The 15651-nt window shown below is 50.9% G+C and carries 14 protein-coding genes; 6 read left to right on the forward strand and 8 right to left on the reverse strand.

Annotated elements, in window-relative coordinates; all coding sequences use genetic code 11:
• Positions 1-233: 233 nt before the first annotated feature.
• The 8 genes from RZ35_RS08765 to RZ35_RS08805 form a co-directional block, all read right to left on the reverse strand.
• The gene (locus RZ35_RS08765) at positions 234-953 is read right to left on the reverse strand and encodes a YggN family protein (protein ID WP_099049256.1); all 720 of its coding nucleotides are present in this window, start codon (positions 951-953) and stop codon (positions 234-236) included.
• 104 nt (positions 954-1057) lie between these two features.
• Entirely contained in the window at positions 1058-1402 is a 345-nt protein-coding gene (locus tag RZ35_RS08770) for a YggL family protein (RefSeq protein WP_026742964.1), read from the reverse strand.
• Positions 1402-2121, reverse strand: coding sequence for a tRNA (guanosine(46)-N7)-methyltransferase TrmB (trmB, locus tag RZ35_RS08775; protein ID WP_026742965.1), 720 nt, complete (start codon positions 2119-2121; stop codon positions 1402-1404). Before trmB ends, RZ35_RS08770 begins: the two co-directional genes overlap by 1 nt.
• Before the next feature lie 138 nt (positions 2122-2259).
• A complete protein-coding gene (locus RZ35_RS08780) occupies positions 2260-2862 on the reverse strand; it encodes a hypothetical protein (protein ID WP_026742966.1) in 603 nt (200 codons plus the stop codon).
• Between the two features lie 79 nt (positions 2863-2941).
• Entirely contained in the window at positions 2942-3442 is a 501-nt protein-coding gene (locus RZ35_RS08785; RefSeq protein WP_051625519.1) for a fimbrial protein, read from the reverse strand.
• Positions 3443-4722: 1280 nt separating this feature from the next.
• The gene (locus RZ35_RS08795; protein ID WP_026742969.1) at positions 4723-5475 is read right to left on the reverse strand and encodes a fimbrial biogenesis chaperone; all 753 of its coding nucleotides are present in this window, start codon (positions 5473-5475) and stop codon (positions 4723-4725) included.
• A complete protein-coding gene (locus RZ35_RS08800) occupies positions 5476-8115 on the reverse strand; it encodes a fimbria/pilus outer membrane usher protein (RefSeq protein WP_455709703.1) in 2640 nt (879 codons plus the stop codon).
• Between the two features lie 427 nt (positions 8116-8542).
• The gene (locus RZ35_RS08805) at positions 8543-9088 is read right to left on the reverse strand and encodes a fimbrial protein (protein WP_235195098.1); all 546 of its coding nucleotides are present in this window, start codon (positions 9086-9088) and stop codon (positions 8543-8545) included.
• Between the two features lie 641 nt (positions 9089-9729).
• On the opposite strand from RZ35_RS08805, the gene RZ35_RS08810 reads away from it, so the two are divergent.
• The 6 genes from RZ35_RS08810 (at position 9730) to ansP (ending at position 15637) form a co-directional block, all read left to right on the forward strand.
• Entirely contained in the window at positions 9730-10467 is a 738-nt protein-coding gene (locus tag RZ35_RS08810; protein WP_026742971.1) for a winged helix-turn-helix domain-containing protein, read from the forward strand.
• The gene (locus RZ35_RS08815; protein WP_026742972.1) at positions 10445-10915 is read left to right on the forward strand and encodes a hypothetical protein; all 471 of its coding nucleotides are present in this window, start codon (positions 10445-10447) and stop codon (positions 10913-10915) included. The genes RZ35_RS08810 and RZ35_RS08815 overlap by 23 nt, the downstream gene beginning before the upstream one ends.
• Positions 10916-11187: 272 nt before the next feature.
• Positions 11188-12276, forward strand: a complete 1089-nt coding sequence (mutY, locus tag RZ35_RS08820; protein WP_026742973.1) for an A/G-specific adenine glycosylase — start codon at positions 11188-11190, stop codon at positions 12274-12276.
• 2 nt (positions 12277-12278) lie between these two features.
• Entirely contained in the window at positions 12279-12551 is a 273-nt protein-coding gene (locus RZ35_RS08825) for an oxidative damage protection protein (protein WP_026742974.1), read from the forward strand.
• A 55-nt stretch (positions 12552-12606) separates the two neighbouring features.
• The gene (mltC, locus tag RZ35_RS08830) at positions 12607-13680 is read left to right on the forward strand and encodes a membrane-bound lytic murein transglycosylase MltC (RefSeq protein WP_026742975.1); all 1074 of its coding nucleotides are present in this window, start codon (positions 12607-12609) and stop codon (positions 13678-13680) included.
• A gap of 481 nt (positions 13681-14161) precedes the next feature.
• The gene (gene ansP / locus RZ35_RS08835) at positions 14162-15637 is read left to right on the forward strand and encodes an L-asparagine permease (protein WP_026742976.1); all 1476 of its coding nucleotides are present in this window, start codon (positions 14162-14164) and stop codon (positions 15635-15637) included.
• The last annotated feature ends 14 nt before the right edge of the window (positions 15638-15651 follow it).

Raw genomic sequence — 15651 nt, forward strand, 5'->3', positions numbered from 1 at the left:
GCCATCCCGTCGCTGCCGCGGCCATTATAGGGAAGAACAAGCCATTCAATAACGAGAAAAAGACACTTTACTGACGAAATCCTTACAATATGAGATAAGGCAGCGAAACAGCCATACAAAGGAAAAAAGGGAGGAGTTAATGAAGTGGGGAGATGAAAAGCCGGAGGGCGGCAAGTCCCATAACGATAAGCAAAAATAGAAACGGGGCCAGCAGCCCCGTCGTCTTTAACCCGTTAAGGCAGCGTCTTAAGCAATGTTTTACGCTGTTCTTCCAGACCGGTCACACGCTGGCAGACATCGCGTCCGAAGCGTTGAAAATCCATTTCCTGATTGTTCCACTCCGTTTGGATCGCCTGTTGCAGTCCGCCCAGATTACCCATTACGGCCTGCAACGGATTGCCGCCGCCGTTGGCCATCTGTTTGACGCCCATCTCGTTCAGGCTGTCTTGCAGTACGCCGCCCAGCGTCTGCTGCACAATCTGGCGACCATCCTGCTCCACCTGTTTGATCGCCTGATGGTGGAAAACCAATCCGTCGGGACGGTGCTCAATGATGCGGTCCATCTGCTGTTTAAGCTGGGTATTCAGCGTGGTCAGACGGCCACGGACATTGCTGTCGCTCCCCAGTTGCTGAACGATGACTTTATCCAGCGACTGACGGGCCTTTTCCAGATGCTGTTGCGCGCCCGCGTCTATCCACGGCAGCTGCTCGCGCAGTTCAGCCTGATATTCTCGGGCCTGACGCCGCTGTTCCGACGTCAGGGTCAGCGTCTGGCTATCTTTGACCACATCCCCTTCCGGCGAGAACGTTAGGTTACCGCTGGCGCCCACAACCTTCACGCTTTGCGGCGTGATGAAAATGTCATCCTGCGGCTGAACCGGGCACTGATACTCCGCCCGCGCCTGCCAGGTGAATAGAATCAGTGCACCGAAGACGAGATTACGCAACAACATAGTGACTCCTGAAAAAAAGGGCGCCCAACAGGCGCCTCAATAATAGCCGTAAAGGCGCAAGACCGATGATGAAATCCGTCGACCTACCGCCACGCGTTTCCGCTTTAGCCTAGGTTGGGCGGCAGATCCCACCAGATATCGAACAGCTCACTGACGGTCACGTCGCTTAGCTGCTGTGATTCCAGCCACTCTTTGACCAGCTGACGGTGTTCGTCCGTGCAGTTGCCCAGTTTCTGCTGGCAAACCAGCCCCTGCCATTGCAGGTAGCCGCTGCCTTCAAAAGCCAGACCGCGGGGTTCGATAACATCGTCAACAAAGCGATCCAGCAGCCCGTCGATAGTTTCAACAGACGTGCCTTCCGCGAAACGGAAGCTGACTGAGAAACCCAGTTCCTTGAATTCTTCAATGTGTAACTTTTTACGTAAACGTCGGCTGCGATTAATCGCCATTACTCTTTCCTCTCAAACATGAGATCCCAAACACCGTGGCCTAAACGCTGGCCACGGGCTTCAAATTTCGTTAACGGGCGTGACGCCGGACGCGGTACATAGTCCTGGCTGTCGGACAGGTTGCGATAACCGTCGAGCGCCCCCATCACTTCGAGCATGTGCTCAGCATAAGGTTCCCAGTCGGTCGCCATATGGAATACACCGCCGATAGTCAGTTTGCTGCGCACCAGCTCGGCAAACGGCGGCTGAACGATGCGTCGCTTGTTGTGGCGCGCCTTGTGCCACGGATCCGGGAAAAACAGCTGCACCATCGCCAGCGATCCGGCGGGGATCATATTATCCAGCACATCCACCGCATCGTGACACATGACGCGCAGGTTATCGATGCCGGCTTCCTGAGCGGACGCCAGACAAGCCCCCACGCCAGGCAGATGCACTTCGATGCCGAGGAAGTTCTGTTCCGGGTGCTGTTCAGCCATCGTGACCAGCGAGGCGCCCATGCCGAATCCGATTTCCAGCACGACCGGCGCATCGCGTCCGAACAGCGAGACAAAGTCCAGTGCGTTGTCCTGATACTCCACGCCCATTACCGGCCACAGGCTATCCAGCGCCTGTTGTTGCCCTTTGGTCAATCGCCCCTGGCGACGAACAAAACTGCGAATACGCCGTAAAGGACGACCATTTTCATCAAATTCCGGGGAGATGACGTTATTACTCATAGTGCTTACACGTTGTCAGGGGTTATGAAACAAGCGCGCAGTATAATGGATACCTATGAAAAATTCTTTCCTATCTGCCGACGGTCGTTTCTCCCCTGNCGGGACGCGAGGAGGCGGGCTATCGGCGGGCCATCTCGTTTAAAGTAACGAGTATATATCGCGATGTTTGCGGCAATTGAGTTTAACCAGTGACTTATGCCGCTGGGCATACAGGGTTTTGACACTTTTATTCGTTTCTTCTGCCTCATATCTGGCGCAACGACCGGAAAGCAAACTGATAAAACCCCACATTTCTCCCCGCGCCAGTCGAGACTTGATTCGCTCTCGCGCTTCACTGCCCCCCGAATAAACCCGCTCATTGAGAAAAACCCCAAGCTCATGCATTGAACAGCCGTCCAGCGTGAAAAGCACCGAGTCGATATTGTGGTAGCACATCGACAACAGTTTCAGAAGATTGCCTTTCCCGATAATGAGCAGCCGTTCCTTATTCATATACAAGCTATTACTAATATCGGAGGCAAAACGCAAAAAACGAACCAGATCGCCGATATCCTGCAAAATGAAAATCAAACGTTCGACGCTCGACCAGTCCGGTATGTCAGTAATGACGTCTTCATCCGGTTTTACCAGCAGATAATCCAGTAAATATTCCTGTGGTCGTCCATATTCGTTCAACGCGTGCTCTACTGCGGGGTAATACAAATAACATGACGTCACCAAAAATAAGTTCATCTGGCTCATAACCTTTTCCCAAGTATGTGCAGGCGAATCGTCGGATGCAGATGCAGTCCGAACGAATGCAGATAAATAACGGCTGCGCTTATTGATAGCTCAGCGTGAAATGCGCGGTCGCGCTATAGCTGCCCGCGGCCAACGGTTCGTTGTCAACCTTTTCTAACCGAGCGCGAAAATCCAGCCGGTTGTCGCCTTCGAGTAAGCGGATCTTTCCCGTGTTGCCATTGAGCGGCATCAACTGGTCGGCACGATAGATGCCGATGGCAACCCCCTTCGCTGCTGACGCGGGATCAATCGCCAATCGTCCCGCCAGCGCGGTATTCTCCTTTCCGGAAAAACTCACCACGACATCCTGCAGCGTTTCCGTGCTGCACTGCGTCAGCATGATCGAGAAATCTCGCCACTCACTCGCTTGATTGGTCTGCAAGGCGCGCGCCGACGCCTCCCCCATGTCCACATCAATATTTTCAGAGTCCGACCGCAACACGCACGGCGAGTCCACCACCCGCACATGGAACCCTACGTCATAAACGTAGTCCTGCGATTTCGCGCTACCTACGGCAGAAGCGCTGGCAGCTAACGACATCACGTGCGCCCATAGCACTCCACTAACGGTCCGACGAATGATGGCTCGGCGTTGTATCGCCCTCGTTCCAGCCCTAGTCATAGTTGAAACGCAAGACGATAAATTTCTCAACCTCGCCGGGCACCGCCTCATCGAACGCATACAGCTTGGCGGTGTATTGCTTTTCCACCGTGCCGCTGGCCGGTTTCAATCCGTTGATGAAGCTAATAAACTGATTGTAGACGATATTATTGCCCGTTTCGTTGTCTTCAATTTTCAGCATGGAGCCATTTCCCATATCCATACCGTCAGCCGTTGCCAACGTATTGTTCCTGGAAGCCGTATCAAAGTTCACGGTGAGATCGAACCCTTTTCCGCAGTCTTCGCCGCCGTCGGTCGAGGCGCTGATTTGGAAGTTTTGCTGAGCCACGACGCCCGCGGAAGCGCTGCTCCATGCCTGCNCCGTACCGAAATCGATATACCCGTTGGGCGATACGGTCACGTTGGCAGAGCACTTGATAACCTCAATGTTTCTCAGCCCGGACAGACGGAAAACATAGTTACTGTACGGTTTATTGTTGATGCCCAGTTCGCCATCTACCTGTAATACGCTAAGAGAGTCCGCCCCCAAGCTGCTATTGGTGATATCGCCGATTTTTTCCAGATACAACTGCACCGTGGTCGGCATCATGGTGGGATTTCTCGGCGGGTTGCTACCGGACGGCCCCGGCGCGATAAATCGCCCGGTCGACACCCGCGAGCCGCTGCCTCCCCCACGAGAGATCACGCCAAGATCCTGACCGTTGTAGATAATGCCAATGCCGATCCCTGCCCCCACCACCTCTCCGCCTGGATTGGGGTAAAAGTAGGCGTATTCGCCGTTCGGCCTCACACTTTTATAAGCCCAACAGGCCAGGTTGCGGCGGTAGATTTTTGACGTCCACAGGCGACTTCCCACTGGCAACGTGGAAGGGATCTTTAGCGAGCCGATATCTTCACTGTCGGACACGGGCCCATTGATCGTATCTTTCCTACATTCCAGCGCGGAGGCGTGCATAGCCAGCATCAACAGCATGCCGCAGCAGAACCATGGCAGGCAGCATCGCGCGACGGAAGTCACTAATCCGAACATACTCTCCCCTATTCGATACATTCGCCGACGTATCCACTTCTACATGTTTAGCGAGAAATGAGACGTCGCGCGGCATCCCCCGCGTGAGCACCGACATTGCGCCGCTAAGTTCATTCGGGCAGTGTCAGTGCTCCCGCCATCGAGGCGTTGGTCATCTTCGCTTTCGGCTTCAGTGCGTGCGCGTTTCGACTAAAGAACAGGTCGCCTGCTGACAGGAAAAGCGCAGCTCCGGATGGCCGCCGAAATCATTGACGTAGAACAGCGAGAACTCTCGCACCGACGGGTCTTTGATGTCGACGCTGAGGGTTGACTTCGGCGCAATCATAAAAGCTCGGTTCTTCAGAAGAGAGGGCGCCACCTTCTCCCCAGAGTGGCGCTGAATATTGCTTACGGTAATGTAGTAAGGTGTAGGGTTCTCCACCACAAGCTGCTGACCAGACTTGCGGATGTTAAGTCTTCGCTGCCAAACCTCGTTTTTCACCGGCTTAATGTTTTGCGGCCGATAAAACACTTTAATTTCCGACTGCACGGCAATCTGCAGCACGTTGGCCTTATCCGGTTTTGGCGGGATCTCCCGCACATTTAGATAGAACAGTGACTCCCTATCCTGCGGCAGTTGATCGATCCCCGACGTTTTCGTCACACGAATTAGAGTACGACCCCCAGCTTCGATCCGCTGAAGCGGTGGCAACACCATCAAAGGGGCCGAGATCTTTCGGTGTTCGCTATCTGTCAGCCAGCTTTGCGCCAGGAAAGGATGGGTCCCGTTCTCATTAGTCAGTGTGACTGTGCTGGATGGTTCCGCTCCGTCGAAAACCACCCTTGTCCGGTCAAGGTTGATCGCCGCCTGTAAGACAGGAGGAAACATCACGGTGCACGCCAGCAGCGCGGCTGCCAGCTTGAGATGGCAATGTTGTTTCATTCACTCTTCTCCGTTTGTTGTATTCGTAATGTTCGTTGTGGGGGACGGCAGGCAAGGCAATAGCAGGGACTCCAGGCCGGTCAATGTGTGAGGTAAAGTCATTCGACACTGCGCTTCGCCGTCCCATCGAGCCGTCAATTCTTCATTGGCGGAGACGCCGGTGAGGTAAACTTGGCCTTCTTCTGTCACCATCGCGACCTCACGTCCGCTGGCGTTAAAGACTGTCGCTCCGAAGGGGGGAACACGACCGTCTGGTAGCCTGAGCATGCCAAGCACTTTACTGCCGCTCACGATCTCAAATTTGCGGTAGCCAATAGCGCCCTCGGTCAGCGTACCTTGGACAATAGTGGTCAAGGCTTCAGCGTCTTCTGGCAGATGCTGTACATCCACCAGGGTCTGGACATCTAAGTAACTGCTAGCTCCGGTAATCACTGCCAATCCATACGCGTTGGTGACCACGCTGCCGTTGGAGAACGGCACACCCGCCACCTCGTTGGCATCCACCATCACTCTCGTCCCACCATTGATGCCTTTCTGATGGGCTGCGACGCCATGACGCGTCGCAGTAATGCCCCCCATGAGGGAGCCGTTGAGGTAGGTGTACCCCCCTTGCTGCCAGGCCAGCCCCATACTGGCGTTGGTCGCCGAAGCGGTGTAGTTGTAAGTCCCACTGATGTAGCCCTTGCTGGTGGCGTCGTAGCGCGTGCTCAAATTCCAGCTTCGGTTCAAATCTTGTTGGTTGCTGTAAGTCATCGTCTGGGCCACCGTACCGCCATAGCTGCTCAGGCCGTAACCAACGCGTTCGCGGTCACGTAAAGGGAAGGTGAGATTGAGATAAATGCTATCGTCCGTATTCGCATTGTAGAGGGAGCGCCAAGCGGACACCCCAAGGGAGACGCCCTTGAACGGCCCCAGATCCAAATACGTGCTCAGGGAAATGCCGTAACGGTGCTGCGGCTTCTCATTCCAGAATGTCTGTTGCGTGTAGCTCAGGTAGGTAGACAGGTCATTCAACCATTGCCTTTCAACGTTGAAACTTTTCGATAATGTAACGACGTAACGTTCTTTTTCGCTGTGGTACTGGTTTTCACTGTCATTTAATGTGTAGAGATATTGAGGTATCCCCATGAAGGTCTGTTCAAACAGACGAGAACCAGTGAAGTTCACCTGTCCATCTATGGCCTCGAAGCGCTTCGCCCAGTTCACAGAAAGAGAATGCCCATCTTGCAGCGGCTTGTTCGGCAGGCTGGCGCGGGACTGGGTGATATCAGCCGAAATCGCGCCCAGCTGGAATAGGTTGCGCCCCAGTCCCACAGAACCGGACTGATAGCCATCAGACAACGTTGTGCCGCCATACAACGACCAGGCATTACTCATTCCCCAGGAAAACTCACCAGCGGAAAACGTCAGTTTTTCTTGGCGACGTTGGTTTTCCGACGGGCGTCCAGCAGAAATCTTGTACTGAACTTGCCCCGGACGAGTCAGGTAAGGAAGACTGGCCGCTTCGGTCTTGAATGTTGTGACGGAACCGTCTTCTTCTGTAACGCGCACATCCAACGTTCCGGTCACGCCACTATTGAGATCCTGCAGAGAGAAAGGCCCCGCAGGTACCGTGATTTCGTGAATAACGCGCCCGTTCTGCAAAACGGTAACCGTCGCATTAGACCTGGCCACGCCACGAATCTCAGGCGCATAGCCGCGTAGCGAAGGAGGCAGCATATTTTCATTACTGACCAGACTGGCGCCGATAAATCGGAAGCTGTCGAACAGGTTGGTGTTGAGGTACATCTCGCCCAACCTGAGATCGGCAGACATAAACGGCAATGGGCGATAGGCATAGAACTGGTCCCAGGAGAAGTGTTGACTATGAATGCCTTGAGCGGCGTTCATGTAATAGAGGTAATCTGCGCGAAAGCGCCACGCCCCGAAATTGAATCCAGCTGTACCATAGCTACTTAAATAACGGGCTGAGCCACCATCACCGCTACCTCGACGCGCACTGCCCGTTAGGCTGTAGTCGAGCATCACGCCATCGATTCCCTGATCCCATTGCTCCGGCGGCGTCCAATTTTTATTGCTGTACTTCATCCACGCCTGTGGGATGGTGATGTTCAATTCGCCCATCCCAATCTGATTAGAGACTTTGACCCCTGCAATGGCTGTCACATCGGCGCACCGCCCGTCATTCCACCAGTGAATGNGTTCCTCGGCCTCTGTCTTTAACGCCAGTTTTGCTACGATTTCAGCATCCAGGCATAAGCGTGATTTACGCCCGTCAGGGCGGGTAGCCAAATAACTCACTTTCCGCTGATCAATCATTTTATTATTGACCTTAATCATCAGCATATAGTCGTCCGGGACGACGTAATCCGAATCGGAAAAACGGCTTAGATCAATCTGATTGCGTTCATCGACATCCAAGACGCTGGCATTAAATTCCGTCGACTTAACACTATTAGAAAAAAAGCAAATTATGAAAAGACTGTATAGAAAATTACCATTCAGCCTATTTCTGACTCCCTTTCCCAGCATATTAGCCATCAATATGTACCAGTGTGTTTTTAACATCACACATAAAAGAAAAAGGAAGAAATAAGAAATTATTAAACTATCAGCGCAACAACTCGCTTTAGGTTCCATTTCCCAATCACGTGATAAGTTGATACAAAACAAACACAAAGAAACACAAAAAAACAAACGATGTCATTGTATATAACCACCTACACAAAAATACGACCACGTCTAAACTTCTATACAGTTATCAATGGGAAACAAATCTAAAGATAAGCAAGCAATTTTAGAGAAAAGAAACCCATGAATGTATATCAAATCTTCCACCAAACTAGAGCCACCCATAAAAACAGATTTTAAAAACACTTCCTTTATAGAAACAGGGGCGGCTTCTTGAGTTATTACAAATAGCAAGACTAATTTGGCTACTTTCTGTCATTTACCGCTTAAACAGCAAAAAAATTAGCTAAAATCAAACAAGACATTATCAGTTTAAAATCACCTGGCTAACGCTATTTTCAAAAACTTGAAGGGCCTCCTTTCCCATAAAATATGCTTACTCGTAGGAAATAACGAAGTTGGCCGTACTTTCAAAATTACCGGTAGTTACATCCGTATCAGTCGGCAATTTCTGTACGTAAGAAGTGAAGGATAAGGTGTTGTCGCCATTCACCAGTTTATAATTACTCACGGCAGCAGTGGCGCCGTCGAACGAAACTTTTTCACCAGAGTACAATACAGNAATACCTGCGCCGCCTGCAGTACCATGCAGCGCCAGCAATTTGTTGTTTGTACCGGCAGCCGTTCCCCCTGAAAAGACAACTTTGGCACTCGTTGATGTTTCGATAGAACAGTCTTTCAAAGTGATATCGAAAGGTTTGATAACCGAAGTTCCACCACCTTCCAGTACAGTTTTGCTAATTTCGCCAAACTCAATAGTCTGAGCCAAATCATCCTGAGACACGGAGCAAGGTGTATCGATAATTTTCCCGTTAAAGGTGACCGTACCATTGTGGGTATCTGTCGCCTGCGCATCAAATACAGAAAAAGAAAAAACAGCCATCATCGTAGCCAAAGCGATATTAGATAATTTCATTTTCATACCCGTGTTGATTCAATAGATGAAAGCGCGCTTGCTGGCAACCGCCACAAAGAGCGCCCCGACCGGCCAATGCATTGGTGTCAGGATCTTCATAGGCCAGCTTAGCGACAGCGCATTTACCATCTTTCCGCCTTATTCCACGCCAATCCATCATGTAAAGACCCAGTGAAACCGTCATGCGTTGAACGTGCAGTCATCTAACCACAACCCCAAAAACAGGACAATTATATTGAATCGTATATATTTATTTAGATTTTATTCTTGTTTTTTAGTATTAAATAGATTTTTATTCTAAAGGCGAAGACTGTTTGCGCTTTTTTTATGGCGCNAATACTTTCATTAACCGCTAGCCGCTAAATACCTTCCAGCTTAAATGAAAATTAACCAGTGGAAATCAACATAGATTTACATTTACATATATTAATTCCACACTCGCATGGGCAGTTAGTTATTTATTTTTATATTTTTTATGTGCTATAAATACCCTCTCAAGGAAGAACAGTTATCTACAACAGTGACTGTAAATATCGTCGAGAAGAAAATATGCCTTGACAATAAACATCTAAATTTTTGACTTAATTTTACTTAATACCTTCCATATCAACATTTTTACAATTCATGTCTCTATAGAGCATCTATAAATGGTTTATTTGATTAATAAGTCGGTTGTCTATACAGAAAAAGACAACTCTTTAGCATGGATTAATCGCTCAGACGAGGCAGTGTCTTTAAGCCTCCCCGTGGCAAAGCTTCTACAAACGCTGATTATTCATCCGGGAATGACATTAAGTAAAGAGTACCTACTGACAGAAGTTCTGGAGAAAAATGCTCTGGCACCGTCGATGAACAACTTGAACAACTATATTTCGTTATTGAGGAAATCTCTGCGTGAATATGAGCTGGCCGAGTTCCTGATGACGGTACCCAAGGTCGGTATCATGTTTAATACACTGGATATTGAAGTGATATGTGACGACTCACAGCAAAGCTCCGTTCAAAACTCCGTTATGGAATTCCCTCCTCCTCCCCCTCAAACGCAGGGTATCAAATACAAAAATTCTCTTTATTTTGTAGCAATAGGGACGTTAGTCGTATTGATTCTTTTTTATAATTTCATCCTATCAATTGATTTCCCTTACCGAGAAATTTTTAGAGACACCAATATCACAAATTGCGAGTTTTATTATATTGACGATGACGCCATCAATGATGGATTTCAGGAAAAGTATCATTATCTTTGTCAAAACAATGTTGACCTGTACTATTTTTCCAGAAAAATAATCATCCCAAAAATCGCGACCAGAGAAGAAAGTATTGTTATTTCCTGTAAGAAAGAAGGGAAAAGGTGCTCAACGCATGTCTTTATCAACAACCAATAAACCCTTTATTATCATCACAATAACCTTATTGGCCCTATTGATGGCTTTGTTATCTATCTATCATTATTATCGTGTTTACAAAAAGCCGTTGATGTGTCGAGGAGAAATAAGCGCAACGATTAATAATGGGCAGGACTCCATTGTTAAAGGCTATATCATTAATTTTTATTTGGGGGAAAAAGACAAGGGGTCAATGGCTCTACACGGTATCTATATCGATGTTAACAAATCTGCTGATGTATTAGAACGTACACTCACATTCGATTACGACTGGAATGGGAATTACCTTATTATGAAAAACATTTGCATGTTCAAAAGTTCGGCAGATACCGCCCCCGATAATGCCACGCCTTATAGTAAAAATGAAGTCGTCAGGTTTGAAATGCTGACCAATAAAGTTTATCTGATCAGTGCTTTCCGTCCTACGTTCGCCTGCAACGTGCGCTGATGTATCAAGCCCGTGGTCGATAACTATGGCCACGGTTTATCATCCGCATACGGATTCACTTGTGACTAAAATACTCAGGCGCGGCGCCTTTATGCACCACGAAAGGTGCATCATCGCCCTTGCTTTACTTGCCTGAAATTGCACCGCCACTTAAGCCGCGTCGGGGGCGACATAGAATGAAGAACGCGTTCAGGAAACTTCGGGTTTACAGCACATTCACACTGTGCTGGAATCGCTTTCAATTTTCACCGGCCGGATAGCGACCCCTTCTTATGATACAAGCGCAACAGTTCGCGCAACAGGTGCTGGAATGGTATGACCGTTTCGGACGTAAAACGCTGCCTTGGCAACTCAATAAAACGGCCTATCAGGTCTGGCTCTCCGAGGTCATGCTGCAACAAACCCAGGTCGCCACCGTCATTCCGTACTTTCAGCGATTTATCGCCCGCTTCCCCAACGTGAACGCGCTGGCCGCCGCGCCGTTGGATGAGGTTCTGCACCTGTGGACCGGGCTGGGTTACTACGCTCGCGCACGGAACCTGCACAAAGCGGCACAGATGATTGCCGAGCAACACGGCGGCGAATTCCCCACGACGTTCGACGATATTGTGGCGCTGCCGGGCATTGGTCGTTCCACTGCCGGCGCTATTCTTTCTCTGGCCCAGGGACAGCACTACCCGATTTTGGATGGCAACGTGAAGCGCGTGCTCGCACGCTGCTACGCCGTCGCGGGCTGGCCGGGGAAAAAAGAGGTGGAGAAGCAATTGTGGCATATCAGCGAAACCGTCACGCCGGCGCAGGGTGTGGGCGCATTTAATCAGGCAATGATGGATTTGGGTGCGATGATCTGCACACGCAGCCGTCCCAAATGTGAACTTTGTCCGCTCAACAAGCAGTGTATCGCCTACGCTAACCACAACTGGGCGGATTATCCGGGCAAGAAGCCCAAGCAGACGATACCGGAGAAAAGCGCCTGGTTTGTCATGGTCCGGCAACAGCAGCGCGTATGGCTGGAACAGCGCCCAGCCGTCGGACTGTGGGGCGGATTATTCTGTTTTCCCCAATTTGCCACCCAAGAGGAAGCGCATAACTGGCTACGGCAGCGGGGAATGCCGCTGAGCGGGCTACAGCAGGGCATCGCGTTCCGACATACCTTCAGCCACTTTCATCTGGACATCGTCCCTCTGTTGCTGGATGTTTCCAGCCAGATCGCCTGCATGGATGAAGGCGCCGGTCTCTGGTATAACTTAGCGCAGCCGCCATCTGTGGGGCTTGCAGCCCCGGTAGAACGCCTGCTGCAACAGCTGGCTCAGTCGCAGTCCGTCTTCGTCGATGTCTGCGCGCCAAATAATGAGGAATAAGCATGAGCAGAACGATTTTTTGTACATTTTTACAACGTGAGGCCGAAGGCCAGGATTTTCAGCTGTATCCGGGCGAGCTGGGAAAACGCATTTATAACGAAATATCCAAGGATGCCTGGGGCCAGTGGCAAACCAAGCAGACGATGCTGATCAACGAGAAAAAACTCAGCATGATGAATGTGGAAGACCGCAAGCTGCTGGAAGAAGAGATGAAAAAGTTTCTTTTTGAAGGCAAGGACGTGCAAATCGACGGCTATACGCCGGAAGATCAGTAATCGCGCAGGGGCCTGCCGGCCCTGATAACTCACGCTCCCGACACGGCCTGATATGATGAAGAAACTGCTAGCTTTGCTGTGCATCGCTCCGCTGCTGATCTCTTGTTCCAGCAACAAAGGCAGCGAAGATGCGGAAGCCTATGTCAAAGACACCAACGCCTTTGATATTTTGATGGGGCAATTCGCCAATAACATCGAAAACATCTGGGGCATCAACGAAGTGTTGATCGCCGGCCCCAAGGATTACGTAAAGTATTCCGACCAATATCTGACCCGTAGCCACGTCAACTTCGATGCCGGTACGATCACCATCGAAACCATCAACCCGACTAACTACGAAGCCAGCCTCCGTCAGGCTATCGTCACCACCCTGCTGATGGGCGATGACGCCAGTAACGCCGACCTGTATTCCGACGCCAACGATATTCAAATCAGCCGTGAGCCGCTGCTGTATGGGCAGGTGCTGGACAACACCGGCGAACCTATCCGTTGGGAAGGCCGCGCGGTCAACTTTGCAGACTATCTGATCCAGAACAAGCTACAACGCCGCACGGCCGGTGTGCATGTGATTTGGACGGTAACCATCCAGCTGGTGCCGAACCATTTGGACAAACGTGCCCACAAATATCTGCCGCTGGTCCGTAAAGCCGCAGATCGCTACGGCATCGAGCCTTCCCTGATCCTGGCTATCATGCAGACCGAGTCGAGCTTCAACCCCTACGCGGTAAGCCATTCCGATGCATTGGGTCTGATGCAGGTCGTGCAGCACAGCGCAGGACGCGACGTCTTTAAAATGAAAGGGAAATGGGGNCAGCCGAGCCGCAGCTACCTGTTCGATCCGGAAAACAATATCGATACCGGAACGGCCTATCTGGCCATGCTGAAAAATGTGTATCTGGCGGGCATTCAGAATCCGACCTCTCAGCGTTATGCCGTCATCACCGCCTATAACGGCGGCGCAGGCAGCGTATTGCGCGTGTTCTCCAGCGACAAAGACGCTGCGGTAAGCGCCATCAACGGTATGTCTCCCAACGATGTTTACCAGACGCTGACGACACGTCACCCTTCACAGGAGTCTCGCCGCTATTTATATAAGGTGAATTCGGCGCAGAGAAACTATCGTCGCTGATGACGCACGTCGAACCTCTGGCCAAGCCGGAGGTTCGTCCGTGGAGGCTCGTCTTCAAAACACAATGGTTGAGGATGTAGTACAAAGGTTTGATGCTTAATCACGGTTGTTGATGCGTCCGAGGCCCTCCATTGACTGACGAATTTACCGTCAGCACCAACAGGAAACCTGTCTATAAGCAAATGCTATGCCCAACCTATTGAATAGCAATAATCACTACAAAAAACCAAAAAGCATTCTATATAGCACTATTTTTTTATAATAACGCATGATCATTATCTTTATTTTATACATTACTGGCGCAGACAATTTTTGCCTAGGATGCCAAGAAAAGGTAGCATCGCAGACGTTTTTCAATTCCTGCCCCTGCATGCCGCTAGGGACTGGCGGTATATGCAAAGGCCGAACTTTAACGGTTAACTCATTAAATAATATGTCATTTCTTTCTTATGAATGATAAGAAACGGGATCTGGACGGGTAATGAACAAGCACAAAAGCAAAGACTCTGAACGCCATGCGGCTAAGCGGCGCTGGCTCGATTCACATGAAGTGGGATACCACAAAACAATGGGTAACAGGCAGGTTCAGATGATCGCCATCGGCGGCTCTATCGGTACCGGTCTGTTCTTAGGCGCGGGCGCTCGTTTACAGATGGCTGGCCCTTCTTTGGCCCTCGTTTATCTCGCTTGCGGTATTTTTTCCTTCTTCATTCTGCGCGCGCTGGGCGAACTGGTTTTACACCGTCCTACCAGCGGAAGCTTCGTCTCCTATGCCCGTGAGTTTCTCGGAGAGAAAGCCTCGTACGTCGCCGGTTGGATGTATTTTCTTAACTGGGCGATGACCGGTATCGTCGATATCACCGCCGTTGCGCTCTACATGCATTACTGGGGCACGTTCGCCGACGTCCCACAGTGGGTCTTCGCCCTCAGCGCACTGGCGCTTATCACCACCATGAACATGATCGGGGTGAAATGGTTTGCGGAAGCGGAGTTCTGGTTCGCGCTCGTCAAAGTCATCGCGATTTCGTTGTTCCTAATCGTGGGGACCATTTATCTCGGCACCGGCCATGAGCTTGATGGCAATCGCACCGGCTTCCACCTCATTACCGATAATGGCGGGCTATTCCCTCACGGTATGCTGCCGGCGCTGGTGTTGATACAGGGCGTGATATTTGCCTTTGCGGGCGTTGAACTGATCGGCACCGCCGCCGGCGAGTGTAAAGATCCCGAGAAAATGCTGCCTAAGGCGATTAACAGCGTTATCTGGCGCGTGGGTCTGTTCTACGTTGGCTCAGTGATCCTGCTGGTGTGTTTGCTGCCGTGGAACGCCTACCAGGCGGGGCAAAGTCCATTTGTGACGTTCTTCAGCAAGTTAGGCGTTCCTTACATCGGTACTATCATGAATATCGTGGTGCTGTCGGCGGCGCTGTCCAGCCTCAACTCCGGGCTGTACTCGACCGGACGTATTCTACGTTCGCTGTCGCTGGGAGGCTCCGCGCCGAAGTTCATGTCAAAAATGAGCGCGCAATCCGTGCCTTACGCCGGGATTTTGGTCACTGTGGGCATCCACGCCATCGGCGTGTTCCTGAACTACATCGTGCCGGCGCAGGTGTTTGAGATTGTGTTGAACATCGCTTCGCTCGGCATTATCAGCTCTTGGGGCTTTATCATTGTCTGCCAGATGAAGCTGCGTCAGGCGATTAAAGCCGGAAAGGCCAAACCGATCAGCTTCAGAATGCCCGGCGCGCCGGTAACTTCCTGGCTGACGCTGGGATTCCTTGTGTCTGTACTGGTACTCATGGCATTCGATTACCCTAACGGCACCTATACCATTTCCACGCTGCCGCTACTTGCCATCATGCTGACAATGGGCTGGTACAGCCTGCGCCGCCAAAAGGAGGATGCGAATTTGGTCAAACAGGAGCACGAGCAGCAGGGGTCCTCAAACTCACAGTAACGTTCCCGACGCCG

The sequence above is a fragment of the Lonsdalea quercina subsp. quercina genome (assembly GCF_000688655.1).
Lineage (GTDB): Bacteria > Pseudomonadota > Gammaproteobacteria > Enterobacterales > Enterobacteriaceae > Lonsdalea > Lonsdalea quercina.